19 protein-coding genes are annotated in these 18,744 nt (G+C 44.7%); 16 read left to right on the top strand and 3 right to left on the bottom strand.

All coding sequences use genetic code 11. The features are described from left to right. Positions 1-14: 14 nt before the first annotated feature. Positions 15-1,133: a GAF domain-containing sensor histidine kinase gene (locus tag AC622_RS14225; RefSeq protein WP_049671663.1), complete on the bottom strand. Its 1,119-nt coding sequence runs from the start codon at positions 1,131-1,133 to the stop codon at positions 15-17. A 158-nt stretch (positions 1,134-1,291) separates the two neighbouring features. Here AC622_RS14225 and AC622_RS14220 point away from each other — a divergent pair, with 158 nt between their 5' ends. The 5 genes from AC622_RS14220 to AC622_RS14200 all read left to right on the top strand — a co-directional run bounded on the left by AC622_RS14220 (position 1,292) and on the right by AC622_RS14200 (position 4,886). Then, positions 1,292-2,011, top strand: a complete 720-nt coding sequence (locus AC622_RS14220; RefSeq protein ID WP_049671662.1) for an SDR family NAD(P)-dependent oxidoreductase — start codon at positions 1,292-1,294, stop codon at positions 2,009-2,011. Further along, the gene (locus AC622_RS14215) at positions 2,008-3,012 is read left to right on the top strand and encodes an S-adenosylmethionine:tRNA ribosyltransferase-isomerase (protein ID WP_231589538.1); all 1,005 of its coding nucleotides are present in this window, start codon (positions 2,008-2,010) and stop codon (positions 3,010-3,012) included. The genes AC622_RS14220 and AC622_RS14215 overlap by 4 nt, the downstream gene beginning before the upstream one ends. Before the next feature lie 10 nt (positions 3,013-3,022). Further along, positions 3,023-3,340 (top strand): VOC family protein, encoded by a 318-nt coding sequence (locus AC622_RS14210; protein WP_049671661.1) that lies wholly within the window; start codon positions 3,023-3,025, stop codon positions 3,338-3,340. A gap of 56 nt (positions 3,341-3,396) precedes the next feature. Continuing rightward, a complete protein-coding gene (locus AC622_RS14205; protein ID WP_049671660.1) occupies positions 3,397-4,260 on the top strand; it encodes a GNAT family N-acetyltransferase in 864 nt (287 codons plus the stop codon). Between the two features lie 62 nt (positions 4,261-4,322). Beyond that, positions 4,323-4,886, top strand: coding sequence for an FAD-dependent oxidoreductase (locus tag AC622_RS14200; RefSeq protein WP_049671659.1), 564 nt, complete (start codon positions 4,323-4,325; stop codon positions 4,884-4,886). Positions 4,887-4,927: 41 nt separating this feature from the next. Here AC622_RS14200 and AC622_RS14195 read toward each other — a convergent pair whose 3' ends face one another. Further along, positions 4,928-5,656: an NAD-dependent deacylase gene (locus AC622_RS14195; RefSeq protein ID WP_269431792.1), complete on the bottom strand. Its 729-nt coding sequence runs from the start codon at positions 5,654-5,656 to the stop codon at positions 4,928-4,930. 220 nt (positions 5,657-5,876) lie between these two features. On the opposite strand from AC622_RS14195, the gene AC622_RS14190 reads away from it, so the two are divergent. The 6 genes from AC622_RS14190 to AC622_RS14165 all read left to right on the top strand — a co-directional run bounded on the left by AC622_RS14190 (position 5,877) and on the right by AC622_RS14165 (position 12,251). After that, a complete protein-coding gene (locus AC622_RS14190; RefSeq protein ID WP_049671657.1) occupies positions 5,877-6,413 on the top strand; it encodes an RNA 2'-phosphotransferase in 537 nt (178 codons plus the stop codon). Between the two features lie 206 nt (positions 6,414-6,619). Beyond that, complete coding sequence (locus AC622_RS14185; RefSeq protein WP_049671656.1) at positions 6,620-7,981, top strand: aspartate kinase; 1,362 nt, start codon at positions 6,620-6,622, stop codon at positions 7,979-7,981. Between the two features lie 19 nt (positions 7,982-8,000). Next, a complete protein-coding gene (locus tag AC622_RS14180) occupies positions 8,001-8,786 on the top strand; it encodes an HAD family hydrolase (protein ID WP_049671655.1) in 786 nt (261 codons plus the stop codon). A 129-nt stretch (positions 8,787-8,915) separates the two neighbouring features. Continuing rightward, positions 8,916-10,604, top strand: coding sequence for a DUF6044 family protein (locus AC622_RS14175; protein WP_269431791.1), 1,689 nt, complete (start codon positions 8,916-8,918; stop codon positions 10,602-10,604). A 15-nt stretch (positions 10,605-10,619) separates the two neighbouring features. Beyond that, a complete protein-coding gene (locus AC622_RS14170; RefSeq protein WP_049671654.1) occupies positions 10,620-11,624 on the top strand; it encodes a glycosyltransferase family 2 protein in 1,005 nt (334 codons plus the stop codon). Between the two features lie 21 nt (positions 11,625-11,645). Continuing rightward, positions 11,646-12,251 (top strand): DedA family protein, encoded by a 606-nt coding sequence (locus AC622_RS14165; RefSeq protein WP_049671653.1) that lies wholly within the window; start codon positions 11,646-11,648, stop codon positions 12,249-12,251. A 336-nt stretch (positions 12,252-12,587) separates the two neighbouring features. Here AC622_RS14165 and AC622_RS14160 read toward each other — a convergent pair whose 3' ends face one another. Continuing rightward, a complete protein-coding gene (locus AC622_RS14160; RefSeq protein WP_049671652.1) occupies positions 12,588-13,133 on the bottom strand; it encodes a YdhK family protein in 546 nt (181 codons plus the stop codon). 185 nt (positions 13,134-13,318) lie between these two features. Between AC622_RS14160 and AC622_RS14155 the strand changes: the two genes are divergently transcribed. Genes AC622_RS14155 through AC622_RS14135 form a run of 5 tightly spaced genes read left to right on the top strand, consistent with a single transcriptional unit; the run spans position 13,319 to position 18,693 of the window. Then, entirely contained in the window at positions 13,319-14,143 is an 825-nt protein-coding gene (locus tag AC622_RS14155) for a M55 family metallopeptidase (RefSeq protein WP_049671651.1), read from the top strand. A gap of 16 nt (positions 14,144-14,159) precedes the next feature. After that, entirely contained in the window at positions 14,160-15,089 is a 930-nt protein-coding gene (locus tag AC622_RS14150) for an ABC transporter permease (protein WP_156185714.1), read from the top strand. A gap of 5 nt (positions 15,090-15,094) precedes the next feature. Then, positions 15,095-16,036, top strand: coding sequence for an ABC transporter permease (locus AC622_RS14145; RefSeq protein WP_049671650.1), 942 nt, complete (start codon positions 15,095-15,097; stop codon positions 16,034-16,036). Between the two features lie 5 nt (positions 16,037-16,041). After that, entirely contained in the window at positions 16,042-17,052 is a 1,011-nt protein-coding gene (locus AC622_RS14140; protein ID WP_049671649.1) for an ABC transporter ATP-binding protein, read from the top strand. A gap of 18 nt (positions 17,053-17,070) precedes the next feature. Continuing rightward, positions 17,071-18,693 (top strand): peptide ABC transporter substrate-binding protein, encoded by a 1,623-nt coding sequence (locus AC622_RS14135; protein WP_049671648.1) that lies wholly within the window; start codon positions 17,071-17,073, stop codon positions 18,691-18,693. The last annotated feature ends 51 nt before the right edge of the window (positions 18,694-18,744 follow it).

The raw sequence follows: 18,744 nt of genomic DNA, 5'->3' as shown, positions 1-18,744 counted from the left end.
TTTTCCCTCCTATTTTAAATGGGCAGTTCTATTACAAGAGTGGTGCCGTTTCCCCGTTTGCTGTTCATCGCTATTTTTCCATGAAGGCTTTTTACTCTTTCCTCCATGCTTTTCAGGCCGAGGCTGGGTAAACAGGCATTCTCCGTATAATTAAAGCCAATGCCTTCATCTGAAATCATCATTTCTACTGAATCAGGTTTGAAGTGAAATGCTACATGGACTGTGCGTTCTCCCGAATGTTTTAAGGTATTGTGGAAGGCCTCCTGGGCAATCCGCCATAGGGTCTCCTCCTGGAGGGAGGAAAGCATCGAAACACCCTCAACGGATACATGGACGGCTAAACCAAGCATTTCTCCATATTTCTTCACTGAGCAAGCCAATCCTTCTGCCAATCCTGCTGGCCGCAGCTGCCAGATGAGTGCTTTCATTTCTGCTTGGGCATGCTGGGATAATTTCTGGATATCTGCCATGATTTCCTTGATTGGCTCCTCCTTCGCTAACCGATTCCCTGCGCTTGCGGTCACATTAATGGAGTAGAGCATTTGATTGACGGAATCATGCAAATCCCGCGCTAGGCGGTTGCGTTCTTCGGCAATTTTGATTTCCTGCTCCTTCATGGTCAGATGAATCCGTTTTAAGGCGGTCCCGATTTGATAGGCAATAGATTCTAAGAGGGCAAGCTCGTGCTCTTCAAACGTCTCTTTATTCTTCACAGCGACATTTAATAATCCGAATTGTTCCTCGCCAGCCTTTAAAGGGACCGTTGCATGATAGACAAGTCCATATGTATCGCCCCAGTTCCCATTGCGGGCATTTTCCAGACGCTTACATTCCATTATATTAGATGCCTTTGTTAACGTCCCATTTCGAAACCGGTTGACACACCAGCAATCCCCCTCAGTAAGCGCATGATGCTGCGGGTTCGTAAGAGCAGGAGGCAGCGACTCGGCAGCAGCCAGCTCATAGCTTCCTTCGTGATTAATCAGAAAGATCCAGCCTGCTTCAAGCGAGGTCAGCTGGAGCAGCTTTCGCAAACAATCTCCGAGCATTTTTTTTAGCTCAGTGCCTTCATTCAATGTTTCGGCAATCCCCTTTAATAGCTCCAGTTCGGATAGAAAGATATCCCGTTTCATTTTCCCGTCTCCTTAAAGAATCGTTTGTTATTATTATACAGTTTTGCAAGGGAGTACAACTAAAGTTGTAGAAGGTTTCCTTCTAATCACTGATACTCGATTGCTGGAAGATTCCGTACCATAGATGTAAGAACAGTTATGGAAAGGAAGCGAGTATCATGAAAACAATTGTCATTACAGGCGGCTCGAAAGGACTTGGGAAGGCTTTAGCTCATGCGTTCTTAAAAAAGGGGAACCATGTTGCGGTTTGTGCAAGGGGAGAGGAGGGGCTGGAGCGATTGCGTCAGGAGACACAAACGTTTTCGGGTGAGCTCCTTGCGGTGGCAGCGGATGTGTCCATCGAAAAGGATGTGGAGCGATTTATTTCTATGACGGAGCAAAAATTCGGCCGGATTGATGTGCTCATCAATAACGCAGCCATTCTCGGTCCAAGTCCGATGCCTTTATTGCTTGATTATCCGAACAGGGATTTCCTTCACGTCCTAAAGGTGAACATCCTAAATCCTTTTCTCGTCACGAAGCGCGTACTGCCCGGCATGCTCGTTCAAGGGAGCGGGTCAATCATTAATATCACCTCAGAGGCTGGCGGGACTGGTTACGCAGGCTGGGGAGCCTATGGAATATCAAAATTCGGAATAGAAGGGTTAACAGAAACCTGGGCGGATGAATTAGCAGAAACGGCCATCCGTGTGAATATGGTTGACCCAGGGAGCATGGACACAGAGATGCATCATCTAGCCGTGCCGGAACGAGATTATGAGCTGCCAAAGCCGGAGGAAATATTGGATGTCTTTCTTTATCTTGCCTCTGATGATTCGCTTTTGGTTACAGGCAGACGCTTTGAAGCGCAGCAATTCGATGGCGGGGCGAAGGAATGATGAGGGCTGTGGAGCAACCATTCCATCTGCCTGCTGACTTGAATGCTAGTTCCCCTCCAGAGGAGCGCGGGTTGAGAAGAGATCATGTGAAGCTGATGGTTCTTCAAAAGGAAACAGGAGCGGTAGCCCATGATGTCTTTTGTCATTTAGGCGATTATTTGCAAAAGGGCGATTTGCTCTTATTAAATAATAGCCGTACCCTGCCTGCTGTGTTAAAGACTATTTGCGGCAAGGAGGTACGGCTGGCAAGGAAATGGGAGAATGGCGATTGGGATGTGCTCGTTATCGATGAGGGTACTAAGGAAGGTGACAACCTCCACTTTCCTGGTAAATTAATGGCCAAGGTAATCAATAAGGTAGAGGGTATGCCGCTCTGGACTGTCTCGTTTAATCAGGCGGATGAGCTGTTTTATGATTGGCTTTATCGCTTTGGTGAGCCTATCCGCTATGAATATATTGATACACCCTGGGAGCTTGAGAGGTATCAAACCGTATATGCATCTGTACCTGGTTCGACAGAAATGCCTTCAGCAGGAAGAGCCTTTACTTGGGAGCTGCTTTTTGATCTCCAGAAGAAAGGGGTTCAGCTAGGTTTCTTGCAGCTTCACACAGGCTTAAGTGATTTTCTCGATGACCATTACCCCGTTAGACCAGAAGGGAATCCGGAGTATTATCATATTCCGGCAGAGACGCTCAATGGGATTCAAGGAACAAAAAAAGAGGGAGGAAGAATCATTGCTGTGGGAACAACGGTAGTCCGAGCAGTCGAATCAGCCATTCTAACTGGCAAAGCCTCAGGATTCACAAATCTATTTATTGGTGAGGATTATCAGCGGCGGACAATTGATGGCCTATTAACTGGTTTTCATGAAGCTGATGCAAGCCATCTTGATTTGCTCTCTTCCTTTATCGATTCTCATAAATTGATCCATGCTTATGAGATGGCCATTCAGAATAGGTATTTATGGCATGAGTTTGGAGATATGAATTTAATCATATAGGAGGGATGGGATGGAGTTTCATCATCTCGGTCTTGAGGTGAATTCTTTAGAGGAATCACTAGAATTCTATATACATCTATGCCGATTTCAACTAGAAGAGGAACTGACGTTAGCCGGGGAGCGGATCATCTTTCTAACGAAGGGGGAGCTGCGGTTGGAACTTACCGAGAATAAAGAGACATCTAGCTGGCATATTTGCTTTGAGGTCAAAGAGTTCCCGGCGCTTTTGCCGGGTGCTGCTGATTATCAAAAATATGAAAATGGCTGGGAATCAGCTTTTTTTCATAGTCAAGATGGTCATTTGATTGAGCTCCTAAAAAGGAATTGAATGTTTAGGGCTCGAATATAGTTTGGGGTGGACGGATAAGAAAGGAGAGGAGCTTAATGGTGACCATCAAAGGATTAAAGGACTGTACACTCCAAGATATACTTTCGGCATGGAATAGAGGGTTTGAGGGTTATTTTGTCAAAATGGAATTTTCCTATGAACAATTCATCAAGCGTATGGCCCAGGAGGAATTGTTAGCGGAGCACTCCATCCTGTTATATGATGGGGGAATACCCGTTGGGATTGTTCTTAACGGGATTCGTGAGGTACATGGAGAGAAGCAAGCCTGGAATGGTGGAACCGGAATCGCTCCTGAATACAGAGGGAGGGGTCTTGGACGCTTAGCTATCGCTGAATGCCTGCGTATTTATGAACAGGAGGGGGTAAAAAAGGCAACGCTGGAGGCCATCCAAGATAATCACTCGGCTATTCATCTCTATGAAAAAATGGGATATAAACTCGTTGGCCGACTCATGAATTATGTCTGCAAGAATCCAATCCTATTAAAGGACACTTCTTCTTCCTATCGTGCAGAATTCCGCGCTCCAGCGGAAATAGCCAGACTCTCATTCTATGATGAACATATACCGTGGCAGACACTGCGCAGAAGTATTCCAAATGGAGAAGGACTTGTTATGATAGATGAGAGTGGAAAAGAATGCGCTTATGCTATCTTTCAGAGGGAATGGCAGGAGGATGGCCGTTTGCCTGCAGTTTATCTATATCAGTTAAGAATAGATGCGGAGGCAAAACCTGAAGCGGCTAAGATTCTTCTTGAATCCGTTATGCAATTGAAAGCATCCAGCTTGTATGTCGTTAACCTGCCATTAGAAAATGATGTGATGGTTGAAGCGTTAAAGGAAATAGGCTTTGAAGAGACGATTGGTCAAGTATGGATGGAACGGATTGTAGTTGATTGAATATTCTCCTTTTTTGGTATACTTAATGGGGTAGGAATAAAAGAAAAAGGAGGCATATAAACATGCACGATATCATTGTGATTGGCGGAGGCCCAGCAGGTGCGAGCGCCGCTATTCTGGCAGCGAAAGCAGGGAAGAAAACGGTTGTACTTGATAATGACAAAGGAGTAACAAAACGTGCCTGGTTCGAGAATTTCTATGGAATAGAGGAAATAAGCGGCCCGGATTTAATTGCTATCGGCAAGAAGCAGGCTGTGAAATTTGGAGCAGGCTTCTTTGATGAAACGGTTATGAAGATTGAGTCTGGAGAAGACGGCGTGACCATTTTCACGGAAGGCAATTCATTCACAGCGAAAGAGGTCATCATCGCGACTGGGATGCTCGCAACGATCGCAGAGGCTTCCGGTATTAAGACAAAGCCTGGCACAGAGCCGCGCGTGAAGACCATTATTGATGTGGATGCTGAAGGGAAAACGAATATGCCGCATGTATGGGCTGCCGGAACAGTTGCAGGAGAGAGCATGCATGGCATCATTACAGCGGGGCATGGGGCAAAGGTTGCCATCAATGTCATTAGTGAATTGAATGGTGAACGTTATGTAGACCATGATGTGTTAAAAGGATAAGAGGTAGTAAAAAACAGGATTGCACCCGCAATCCTGTTTTCTTATAATCGTTGAAGTTCCTGATCTACCTTTTTAAGGAATTCGCCGGCCTTCTGCCTGTGGATGGCTAAGTCTGCATAGAGGTCAAAGCCAGTCGGCTCCATATTGACAATGACCAGCTTTGCGCCATGCTGCTTGGCAATGAGCGGGAATTGATTGGCCGGGGTGACAGTAAGAGATGAACCGATGACGATAAACAAATCTGCTCGTTCACTTTCCTCCTCTGCCATCAAGAACGGCGCCTCAGGCAGCATTTCGCCAAATAAGATGACAGATGGACGCAGTTTTCCGCCGCATGCCTTACAAGCATAATTCTTCTCTAAATACATATCACTCCCATACTCTGCCCCACATGACTGGCAGTGGACTTTTTGCAAGGTGCCATGCAGCTCTGCAACGCGCTTGCTACCAGCCTCCTGATGGAACCCATCGACATTTTGGGTAATGATGCTTTTGACGAGCCCTTCATTCTCCCACTTTGCGAGAATGCGATGACCTTCATGAGGTCCATGTTCTTTCACTCCTACGACCCGTTCCCGGTAGAACTCAAAGAATTCCTTCACATTCTGATTGAGTGCGTCTGTGCTCGCAATTCGGCTCGGGTCTTTCTTTTTCCATAATCCCTTATCATTAGACCGGAAGTCAGGCAAGCCAGAATCAGTGCTCATGCCTGCTCCTGTAAACACAACCGTATAGTTAGATTCCTTCAGTAAAGCTGCTAAGTTGGACAAGATATCTGCCTCCAGTGTTATATTCCCTGTCATAATTGTTTCATAATTATATCATGAGCTAATCGGCAAACCTAAATGATTGGTTTCGTGAAAATCACCTCCCTTATATGAGAGAATAAAAGAAACTAGCTTAAAGTTAAGGCGCTCGAAATATCAAGAGAATCGAGTTTGAATCCGTAGCCTTTCTTCTTTTTTCATTTTGTAAAGGAGGAACAACAGTATGAGTTTGATGAAAGCGAGCAGGTTCATGAGTATGATTCTTCGGCATAAACCAGACGCGATTGGCATTTCCCTAGATGAACATGGATGGGCAGATGTTGAAGAATTGATTAAGGGTGTTTCTAAGAAATATCCCTTTGATAGGAATATACTAGAGGAAATTGTGCGAACAGATGATAAGCAAAGATACTCGTTTAATGAGGATAAGACTCTTATACGAGCAAACCAAGGGCATTCCATTCCAGTAGATGTAGAATTGGAGATCGTGGACCCGCCGGAGTTTTTATGGCATGGGACGGGAGAAAAGTACACGGAGTCCATTGAACGTATTGGACTCGTTCCAAAGAGTCGTTTGTATGTTCATCTGTCAGTTGATGCAGAAATGGCAATCAACGTAGGAAAACGCCATGGTAAACCGGTCGTCTATCGTGTACGCAGTGGTGAAATGAGCGAACAGGGGTATGTATTTTATCGTTCGAAAAATGGTATTTGGCTAACGAAAGCAGTGCCGATTGAGTTTTTGGAGAAGCTTCGTTAAAAGTATTTCGGGTAAGAGAAGATGATTAATGTTCATTCCTTCCCCTTATGACGGTATATGTTAGTCGTTCAACCATTTCGCTGCCTCCATCGTGTATGCCTCTTGCGCTTTTGGAAGTTTTTTTTGGTTTTGCTTGAAACTTTAGCGAGGAGAAGTGATAATAGAATATAAAATTATCAGAAAATTACGCTTAGGGGATATGCAGAATGAAAGTAGTGAAATTTGGCGGTACATCTCTTGCTTCTGGAGACCAGTTGGAGAAGGTATATGATATTGTCGTATCCGATGATACGAGAAAACTAATCGTTGTTTCTGCTCCGGGAAAGAGATTTTCGAAGGATATTAAAGTAACAGATTTATTGATTGCCACCGCTCAAGCCTGGCTTGAGGGAAGTGAGGATGAGGATTTATTCCAAGCCGTCATTAATCGCTACCGATCAATCACGGATGATTTAGGGATGAATGAAGAGGTGATTGAGCGAATTACGGCTGATTTGTTGGAGCTATTGAAGGGGGACCGCAGCAATCCAGAGCAGTTCATGGATGCCATTAAGGCGAGCGGGGAAGACAATAATGCGAAACTAGTCGCTGCTTATTTCCAGCATAAAGGGGTTGAGGCTTCCTATGTTAATCCGCGTGAGGCAGGCTTGATCGTGAGCAGCGAACCGGGAAATGCACAGGTGCTCCCTGAATCGTATGAAAGACTATCCCGCTTAAGGGAGAGGAACGGAATATTAATCTTCCCGGGCTTCTTCGGATATACAATCGATGACCGTGTCATGACATTCCCTCGCAGCGGATCCGATATTACAGGCTCCATCCTGGCAAATGCCGTAAAAGCGGATTTGTATGAGAATTATACTGATGTGGATGCGGTATTTACCGTTAATCCAACCATTGTTGATAACCCGAAGGAGATTCAGGTCTTAACTTACCGGGAAATGCGCGAGCTTTCTTATGCGGGCTTCAGTGTCCTTCATGACGAGGCGCTTATTCCTGCCTTCCGTGCCGGAATACCGGTTAATATAAAGAATACAAATAATCCCGCCTCTTTAGGCACAATGATTGTCAGCCAGAAGGAGAGTTCAAATGGACCGGTTGTTGGAATCGCTAGTGATAATGATTTTTGCAGCATCTATGTAAGCAAATACTTGATGAACCGGGAAATTGGCTTTGGCCGCAAGCTCTTGCACATATTAGAGGAGCTGCACCTATCCTATGAACATGTTCCATCCGGTATCGATGATTTGACTGTCATTCTGCGCCAAAATCAATTGGATCATGAGAGGGAGCAAATTATCGTCAATCGCATCAAGAATGAATTGGATGCGGATGAGGTAAAGGTTGAGCATAATTTGTCCTTAATCATGATTGTCGGTGAAGGAATGCGCTCCAATGTTGGTACAATGGCACGGGCATCTAGGGCTTTGGCTGATAAAGGCATTAATATTGAGATGATCAACCAAGGTTCCTCCGAGGTCAGCATGATGTTTGGCGTGAAGGAAGCTCAGGAGAAGCTTGCCGTCCAAGCACTTTATGAGGCGTTTTTTACGGAATTGCCGGTGTGAGGAAGAGAGGTGAGGACAGTTGGTAAAGGCGATTATATTTGATTTAGATGATACACTTCTATGGGATCAGCGGAGCGTAAAGGAAGCTTTTGCGGCAACATGCGAGGCAGCTAGGGAGAAATATGACCTAGACCCTGAGAGGCTTGAGGAGGTAGTCCGAATGGAGGCAGCCAAGCTCTATCAATCCTATGAGACATATGCATTTACGCAAATGATTGGTATCAATCCATTCGAGGGATTATGGGGAAATTTCCTTGATGAGTCTGATGATTTCAGGCAATTAGCTAAGGTTGTACCCGGTTACCGTAAAGAGGCATGGGTGAAGGGGCTGAAGGCGCTTGGAATTGATGACCCCGAATTTGGTGCTGATTTAGCCGAGCGCTTCCCAAAGGAGCGCAGGCAGCATCCGTTTATATATGAGGATACCTTTGAGCTTCTTGATTCTCTGCAGGGCCGCTATCAATTGCTGCTGCTGACAAATGGCTCACCCGATTTGCAGATGACCAAGCTTGAAATCACTCCGGAGATTGCTCCCTATTTTGATCATGTCGTAATCTCTGGAGCCTTTGGGAAAGGAAAGCCGGACCCGTCTATATTTGAGCATGCGCTCAGTCTGCTGGGCGTTACAGCTGATGAGGCCTTAATGGTAGGAGATAATTTGATGACCGATATTCTAGGGGCAAATCGAGCTGGTATTCCGTCTGTATGGGTGAACCGTCATGAAAGAATTGCGGAAGAAGTAAAGCCTGTATATGAAATTAAAAAACTTTTACAGTTAAATGAGTTGTTGCAAAGACTTCAGTGAAGGCAGGAGATGAGCTCCCGGATATAAATCCGGGGGCTTTTTTTAGCATTTTTCATCCAGGGTAGGGCAAACTGGATGATATTGACTTTTGGAGATGTATGGTGTAAAAAAATGTAAGGTGAGAAGGCGGTGAAGACCGTGGTTGAACGGTGGTCTCAAGAAAAGAGATATTTGTTCATAGCAATCGTGCTGTTAGGGATGTACCTAGCACCCATGTTTATTATGGGAGAGAATTCACATATCCGCCTGCATGATAATCTTGATTCAAATATAGCCTGGTATAAGGTACTGAAGGATAACCAGCAATTATTTGGGCCGATTGATGATACGATTGCCCAAATCATTAATGGACTGCCCCGTAATGCATTCGGGACGGAGTTCAGCGGAATTGAGTGGCTTCATTATTTCCTGCCCTCGATGACGGCTTATGCAATCAGTCAGGCGATTGTGAGAGTGTTTGCCTTTGCGGGAATGTACCTTCTCCTGAAGAAGCATTTCATGCAAGGGGAGGTGTTTGGGGCTATTCGTGTGTTTACGGCCCTCGCTTTCAGCTTGACCCCGTTTTGGCCGTCCGGCATGCTGTCGACACTTGGTCATCCGCTGGCCCTCTATGCCTTCTTGAATATTCGCAGCCGGGACAGCTCTTATAAGGATTGGCTGATCCTAGGCCTTCTTCCGTTTTATTCGAGCTTCGTGCTTGGTTTTTTCTTCTTTCTTTTTGCGATGGGGATTCTTTGGCTTTATGACGGAATCTTTCGAAAGGATTGGAATGGGCGGTTTTTGGGCGGAATCCTTTTTATGACGAGCATGTATTTATTGATAGAATACCGCCTCGTCTATTCACTTGTCTTTCCTGGAGAGCCGAATAGCCGGGAGGAATATTTTAGTGCCTATTTGAGCTTTAGGGAGTCAGTAAGGCTTATTTTCAAAAATTATGTAGTCGGCCATACACATGTACTCACTCTGCATCAATACGTCATTCTTCCGCTGTCCTTTTTAGCCCTTGGAATCATTCTTTGGAAGAAGCTATGGAAAAGGGAAAGACGATTTGTGTTCCTGTTTGTGCTCAATTTTGTCCTGTCCGCTTGGTATGCTTTTTGGTTTTATGAAGGCTGGGATTTGCTTAAAGAGCGGATATCCTTATTGAATGATTTCAATTTCGCTCGGTTTCATTTCCTGAGACCGCTAGTGCTTTATTTACTTTTTGCCCTCTCCTTGCGGGTGTTATGGACAAACGGAATGAAATGGAGGCAATTGGCCAAAATAGCGATGATAGCCCAATTGTTCATCCTGTTTCTTGGTAATCCTGAGGTGTATTATGGAAAAAGGAATACCCCTTCGTTTAAGGAGTTTTATGCACAGGAGCAGTTTGAGGAGATTAAGGCGTTCATCGGAAAACCTCAAGATTCTTATCGGGTAGCGAGTATCGGGCTCCATCCCGCTATCTCGCAGTATAATGGATTCTATACCCTTGATACATATAACAATTATTATCCGCTTTCTTATAAACATCAATTTCGAAAGATTATCGAAGCGGAGCTTGATAAGAATAAAAGGCTTGAAAATTATTTCGATAATTGGGGCGGCCGATGCTACATCTTTGTGGATGAACTTGGGAAGAAATATGACTATGGCAAGAATTCGAAAAAGCAGATTCGAAAGCTTGAACTTCATACAGAGGTATTCAAGGAAATGGGTGGAGAATATTTCTTCTCAAGCGTGCCTATCTTGAATGCCTCTGATAATCAGCTTAAGCTGCTGAAGGTATTTGACCATAAGGATTCTGCCTGGAGGATTTATTTATACCAAGCCGTCTAAAGGAGCGAGCGTGACATGAATATGCCAGTATTGACGATTGTCGTTCCATGCTACAACGAGCAAGAGATTCTGCCGAAAACAATGGATGAGCTAACGGCTGTCCTGCTGGAACTGATGGAGCTGAAGCTAGTATCCAATAGGAGTAATATTTTATTTGTCGATGATGGAAGCAAGGATCTCACGTGGAATCTGATTCAAGTGGAAAGCATGCAGAACCATTTGGTGCGAGGGATTAAATTAGCCGGTAATGTAGGTCACCAAAATGCCTTGCTTGCTGGCCTTGAGGCCGCGCAAAAACAATCTGATTGTGTTATATCCATCGATGCAGACCTGCAGGATGATATAAACGTTATACGAACCATGGTAGAGAAGTACAATGAAGGATATGACATTGTTTATGGAGTTCGAGACAAGAGGCAGACGGATACGTTCTTTAAACGGAATACAGCCTTGGCCTTCTACCGGGTGATGGGTACACTTGGCATTCGGTTAATCCCGAACCATGCCGATTATCGACTGATGAGCCGGCGAGCATTGACTGAGCTTCTTAGATACAAGGAAAGAAATTTATTCTTACGTGGAATGATACCCTTAATTGGATTTTCGCAAACGAATGTTTATTATGAAAGAAAGGAGAGGGAGCTGGGGGTTTCTAAATATCCTTTGAAAAAGATGCTTTCCTTTGCTTTTGATGGAATTACGAGTTTTAGTGTCGCACCAATTCGGTTTGTGACCTATTTAGGATTTATTACCTTGCTTGTCAGTGTGCTGGCCGGGAGCTATGCATTGCTTCAGAAATGGTTCGGAAACACGCAGTCGGGCTGGACAAGCCTCATGATATCTTTATGGATGATTGGCGGTTTGCAGTTGATTGGCATCGGGATTGTCGGTGAATATATCGGCAAGATTTTCAAGGAAGTTAAAGGGAGGCCGATTTATGCCATCGATGTTGACCACTACTCAGAAAAGTTAGATGATGCAGCGAACGAGGCTGCATGGAAACGGGAAGGAACCTCTTAACTGAAGAAGAAAGGGATTAAAATGATTTTAGACTTTATTTCACAATATATTCAGAGCTATGGTTATTTCGTGATATTTGGCGCCCTTTTCATCGCCATGATTGGCATCCCAGCTCCAGAGGAGACATTACTAGTCCTTATTGGAGGAATGTTATTAGAAAGCGGGCTGCATTTCATTCAAGTAATTGCAGTTGCCTTGCTTGCTGCCAATACGGCGATGCTTGTCACCTATCTCACTGGAAGGAAGTTTGGGAATCAACTCGTTAGCCGTTATGGACATAAGGTTCATATGACACCGGCTAAATGGGGAAGAATGAAACAGAAGCTAGAAAAATATGACGGGATAAGGGTAATATTCACCTATTTTGTTCCTGGTGTGCGTCAATTGGTCCCTTTTCTATCTGGTATACGAAAGGTATCCTACACGGCTTTCTTTCTTTTTACGTTTACGGGCAGCCTATTATGGACTGTATTCTATACAACTGTTGGCTATTATCTGGGAGGTACGCTTGGACCAGTCTTTCTAGGTTGGTTTGCCATTGGCATGTGTGTGCTGTTTGCAGGCCTCATCCTATCAAAGCGCTTTGCAAAAGGAAGTGCGAATGAAGATCATATCGTACATAAATAAGGGCCTGGGACAAAAGGTTTCCAATAACTAAAGACGCCGAACTATTTTAATGCGCAGTTTAAAATGGTTCGGCGTTTTTTATTTTGTTTAGTTCTGTTAAAGATGAATATTGTTAATAGAGTACCGGTGATTGTAGTGGAAGGCGGTTGACTCCTGCGGGATTAGCGGACAGGGGAGACCCCGCAGATGCTGAAAGCAACGAGGAGGCTCCCCGACCGCCCCGCGGAAAGCAACCGCCTGTAACGAAAATCACCGCTTTAGATTAACTAAGCCTAAATTTCAATGCAACATTCGGTATTAGACACAGCAAATGTTGTTATGTCCCAATCTATTATTTTATTTCTCTGAAAGCTCATCGTCGGTTACCCATTTGTGGTTGGTTACTTTGTCTCCGCCATTCGTTGGGGTGTAATCAATCATATAAACGGTCGTTTTTTCTGCTGAATCGATTTCAGCTAAAGCTCCGTTCATTCCATCCATATGGTCGGCATTGACGGTCACCTTTGTTCCAGGTTCGAGTGCTTCATCTCCTGTTGCTTCTTCAACCTCCTCTTGAATGACCCATTTATGGTCTTCAACTGGATCTCCTCCATCTGTTGGTGTATAGGTGATAGAATAGGCAATCGTCTCATAGGCTCCAACGATTGTAGCAGTAGCTCCTTTCATTCCATCCATATGGCCTTCCTTTAATATAGCTTCACTGCCAACAGGAAAGGCAGGGTTTTCACTTTCTTTAATGCCATCAGGCAAATTGCCTGAGCTTGAATGATTCATTGTTGAATGGTCCATTTCCTGTTTGTCCTCTTCAGGAGAAGAATTCGAACAGGCTCCAAGCAGAATGAGTGTCACAATAGATAACAGGATCAATAATCGTTTTTGCATGTTCCTCTCTCCTTTCATCAATATGAACATCATAACAGAGGGATTTATTTCCATTCAATGAATGTACATGAGATAGGATGATGATCACAATAATCATGAAATTAGTCCGAATGACAATTGTAAAAATATGTATCCTGCACTATAATTGTTAGATAATTCCAACAAGTGAGAGGGAGGGGAATATGATGAAGATTTACATGTCTGTGGATATGGAGGGGATTACAGGGTTGGTGGACCATACTCATGTGTCCTCAAATCAGCATAATTATGAACGGAGCAGGCGCATCATGACAGAGGAGGCCAATGCCATTATTACGAGTCTGTTCATGAATGGCAGTGAGGAGGTTGTCGTTAATGATAGTCATAGCAAAATGAACAACCTTCTCGTGGAACTCTTGCATCCCGATACACAGCTGATTACCGGAGATGTGAAGCCGTATTCGATGGTGCAAGGATTGGATTCCTCCTTTGATGGAGCTATTTTTGCCGGCTATCATGCAAGGGCCTCTATGCCAGGCGTCCTTTCACATACCATGATTTTTGGTGTTCGAAATATGTACATAGATGATAAGCCCATTGGTGAATTTGGCTTTAACGCCTATGTGGCTGGTTATTATAACGTGCCAGTTCTAATGGTTGCAGGAGATGACCAGGCGGCTTTTGAAGCTAGTGAGCTAATTGAACATGTTACAACAGCGGCAGTGAAAACAACAATTTCAAGATCAGCTGCGAAAACACTAACCCCGGCAAAATCAAAGCAGTTACTGGCAGAAGCGGCAAGTGAGGCACTTAAGAACCGATCGCGTGTCAAACCTTTGACACCGCCTAAACGCCCTGTTCTTAAGATTGAGTTTGCTAATTACGGACAGGCGGAATGGGCGAATCTGATGCCAGGGACGGAATTGATTGAAGGAACAACAATCGTTCAGTTTGAGGCAGAGGATATTCTTCAGGCTTATCAGGCCATGCTTGTGATGACGGAATTGGCCATGCGTACAACGTTTTGTTAGGGAAGAGGTGGCCCATCTGAATACATTTATTATCCGCCGCCTTGTCTCTATGCTTTTAACCTTATGGCTGATCATTACAGGTACATTTTTCTTGATGCATGCCGTTCCAGGCTCCCCATTTAATGAGGAAAGGACGACCAATGAGGCAGTACAGAGGAATTTGATTGCTTATTACCAGTTGGATGAGCCATTAGTCGTTCAGTATGTGAACTACTTGAAATCGGTCATCACATTAGATTTTGGTCCCTCCATCAAAAAATCCTCACAAACGGTGAATGACATGATTTCTTGGGGATTCCCTGTTTCCTTAGAGCTGGGTCTTTACACTCTTATCGTAGCCATTGTGTCAGGCATTACACTTGGTGTGATTGCTGCCTTGAGAAGAAATGGTATCATCGATTATTTGGCTATGACCATTGCTGTTTTAGGAATTTCTATTCCCAACTTTGTGTTGGCAACTTTATTTATTCAAGTGTTTGCTGTTAAGGCAGGATGGCTGCCGGCCGCAACTTGGACAAGCTGGCGTCATATGATTCTGCCTACTTTTGCCCTAGCGACAGGTCCAATGGCGATTATTGCGAGGCTGACCCGTTCGAGCATGCTTGAGGTGCTGACCCAGGATTATATCCGTACGGCCAAGGCGAAAGGATTGAGTCCAGCCAAAATCGTGTTTAAGCATGCCCTGCGTAATGCTCTTTTGCCTGTCGTGACCGTACTCGGGACATTGGCGGCAAGCATTCTGACCGGAACGTTCGTCATTGAGAAGATTTTCGCCATACCCGGGATGGGCAAGTATTTCATTGAAAGCATCAATAATCGTGATTATCCGGTCATAATGGGAACAACCGTTTTTTATAGCTCTGTTCTGATCATCATGCTTTTCTTGGTGGATATCGCCTATGGAATCCTTGACCCTCGCATTAATTTGAATAAGAAAGAGGGGTGAACACTTTGCACGTGAAATCGAAACAACCAAAAGAAATACCAGATGAATGGTTTAAGCCCCTTGACCAAAAAGCTCTTGATGCAGAGGCTGTCGTTCGCCCAAGCAGGACTTATTGGCAGGACTCGTGGCAAATGCTTCGTCAGAATAAACTGGCGATGGCAGGGTTGGTGTTTCTCTCATTTCTTGTCATCATGGCCATTATCGGTCCTTCGCTCTCGCCAAACCCTATTGAAAAGCAATCCATTATGAATCAAAATATGCCTCCTTCATCTGAATATTGGTTTGGCACAGATGATCTTGGCCGAGATGTATTTGCGAGAACCTGGTATGGTGCCCGTGTCTCTTTATTTGTAGGAATCATGGCAGCCATGATTGATTTCTTTGTAGGCGTGATTTATGGGGGTGTAGCAGGCTATAAGGGAGGAAGAACTGACCATCTGATGATGCGAATCATTGAGGTGCTGTACGGATTGCCTTACTTGCTTTTGGTCATTCTTCTTGCGGTCGTAATGGGACCTGGATTATTTACCATCATTATCGCTTTGTCTGTGACAGGATGGATTGGAATGGCGCGGATTGTCCGAGGGCAGGTGCTTCAAATCAAGAACTATGAATTCGTGCTCGCATCTAAAACCTTTGCAACAAAGACACGAAGGATTATTCGTAGAAATTTATTGCCGAATGCAATGGGGCCGATTATTGTTCAGCTGACATTGACCATTCCATCGGCCATTTTTGCGGAAGCTTTTTTGAGCTTTCTCGGATTAGGCATTCAAGCCCCTCATGCGAGCTGGGGAGGAATGCTGAATGACGCATTGGGCGTTATATTGAGCGGGTATTGGTGGCGTTTGTTCTTCCCTGCCCTGTTCATATCGATGACCATGTTTGCCTTTAATGTGGTTGGCGATGGACTTCAAGATGCACTCGACCCGAAGCTTAGGAGATGATTTAGATGGAGAAGGTTCTTCAAGTACATGACTTGCATGTTCAATTCTCAACCTTTGGCGGGATTGTCCATGCCGTACGCGGCGTGTCGTTCAGTCTTTACCGCGGAGAAACGTTGGCCATTGTCGGGGAATCAGGATGCGGAAAAAGTGTAACATCACAAAGCATAATGGGACTTATACCAACCCCGCATGGACGAATTACAAAAGGAAAAATTCAATATGGCGGAAGGGACCTTGCCAAGCTTAAGGAAGCGGATTTGCGGAAGATTAGGGGAGTCGATATCTCGATGATTTTCCAGGATCCAATGACGGCCTTGAATCCGACAATCACGATTGGCGAACAAATAACAGAGGGTTTAATGGAGCATCAAAATCTATCAAAATCCTCTGCTAAGAGGAAGGGTCTCGAGTATTTGGAGATGGTGGGAATCGCCAATCCAGACATACGGTTTAAGCAATATCCGCATCAGTTCAGCGGCGGAATGAGGCAGAGAATCGTTATTGCCATGGCGCTTATTTGCGAGCCTGATATTTTGATAGCGGATGAGCCGACTACAGCGCTTGATGTCACGATTCAGGCTCAAATTCTCGACCTCTTTCGCCAAATACAAAAGCAGACAGGCGTCTCCATTATTTTGATCACTCACGATATGGGCGTTGTCGCCCAAGTGGCGGACCGGATTGCGGTTATGTATGCCGGAAAAATTGTAGAAACCGGCAGCAGAAGGGATATCTTCTATCATGCACGGCACCCCTATACAAAAGGGCTTTTGCAGTCTATACCGCGTTTGGACCAGGAAGGGGAACTCATCCCGATAGCCGGTTCTCCGCCTGACTTATTTGCACCGCCGCAAGGGTGTCCTTTTACCGCTAGATGTGATTATGCGATGGAGGTATGCGTCAGAGTATATCCGGAAAGAACACATATTCAGGATGCCCATCTTGTCAATTGCTGGCTGGAGGATGAAAGAGCTGGACTAGGGAGAAATGCAGCTGGAAAGAACAGCTATTATTAATTATTTAGGGGGATGAGGATGAAGAAAGTAATTTCTGTTTTAAGCATTTTGATGATGCTGGTGTTGAGTGCGGCTTGTACGGCGACAAAGGAATCTGGCAATGAAGAAAGTAAGGGCAATCAAGATGGCGATGAAAAGGTTCTTTATTTGAATAATGGAGAAGAACCAACATCCTTTGACCCGCCAATCGGCTTTAATGCGGTTTCCTGGAACGCACTTAATAATTTGATGGAAGGGTTGACGAGGCTTGGGAAGAACCATGAACCTGAACCAGCAGCAGCTGAAAATTGGGAGGTATCAGATGATGGGAAGGTATATACCTTCTTTATCCGTGAGGATGCGAAATGGTCTAATGGCGATGATTTGACTGCCTCTGATTTCGTCTATGCGTGGAAACGGCTCTTAGATCCGGAAACGGCTTCTGGTGCTGCCTTTCTCGGTTATTTCATTGAGGGCGGAGAAGCCTTTAATACAGAAAAAGGGACTGCAGACGATGTAAAGGTTGAGGCGGTTGATGAAAAGACCTTTAAGGTAACATTGACGAGTCCGCAAGCATATTTCTTGAGTGTTATCACGAATCCAGCATTCTTCCCTATCAATGAGAAGACAGCCAAAGAGAATCCTGAGTGGTTTGCCGAAGCAGAAAGCTTTGTTGGAAACGGCCCATTTATCCTATCTGAGTGGAAGCATGACAGTCACATGATTATGAAGAAGAACCCGGAATATTGGGATGCTGATTCGGTCAATCTCGATAAAGTAAACTGGGCAATGGTCAATGATACAACGACCGAATATCAGATGTACACGAACGGGGAACTGGATACGTCTGATGTGCCTCCAGAGATGAGCGGTCAATTGATTAAGGAGGATAAAGTAAAGGTTGAAGAACAGGCCGGACTTTATTTCTTCCGTTTCAATGTTGAGAAAGAGCCTTTTCAAAATATCAATATCCGGAAGGCATTTGCGATGGCGACAGATCAAAAGCAGCTAGTTGATTATGTGACGAAGAATGAAGAGGAGCCCGCCTATGGATTTGTGGCTCCAGGATTCAAGGACCCTTCTGGCAAGGACTTTAGGGAGATAAATGGAGATTTAATGGTGACAGATGTGAACAAAGCAAAGGAATTGCTGGCTAAAGGGCTCGAGGAGGAGAACTATGACAAGCTTCCCGAGGTCACGTTAACGTACTCTACGGGAGATGATACGCATAAGAAGATTGCGGAAGCCTTGCAGCAAATGTATAAGGAGAATCTTGGCGTGGATGTGAAGCTGGCTAATTTGGAATCCAATGTCTTTGCAGAAGACCAAAAGGCGTTGAAGCTTCAGTTTTCCAGAAGCTCCTTCCTGGCAGATTATGCAGACCCGATTAACTTTTTGGAAAACTTCCAAACTGGCCACTCGATGAACCGGACTGGCTGGAGCAGTGAAAAGTATGATGAACTAATCAAGAAAGCAAAGCTTGAGAGTGATGAAAAGAAGCGTTATGAGTTGATGTATGAGGCAGAACAAATTCTAATGGGTGAAATGCCAATCATCCCAATTCACTTCTACAATCAATTGTATTTACAGGCAGATGGCGTCACGGACATCATTCGCCATCCAGTTGGCTATTTGGAATTAAAATGGGCGGATAAAAAGTAAGGTTGGTTAGAGCAAGGGTACGAATACAATAGGATAAAACCGATGAGAAGG

Origin of the sequence: Bacillus sp. FJAT-27916 (genome assembly GCF_001183965.1) — a bacterium.
Classification (GTDB): domain Bacteria; phylum Bacillota; class Bacilli; order Bacillales; family Pradoshiaceae; genus Pradoshia.
Note: the sequence above shows the minus strand (reverse complement) of the source record. Positions and strands in the feature narration are given on the sequence as shown.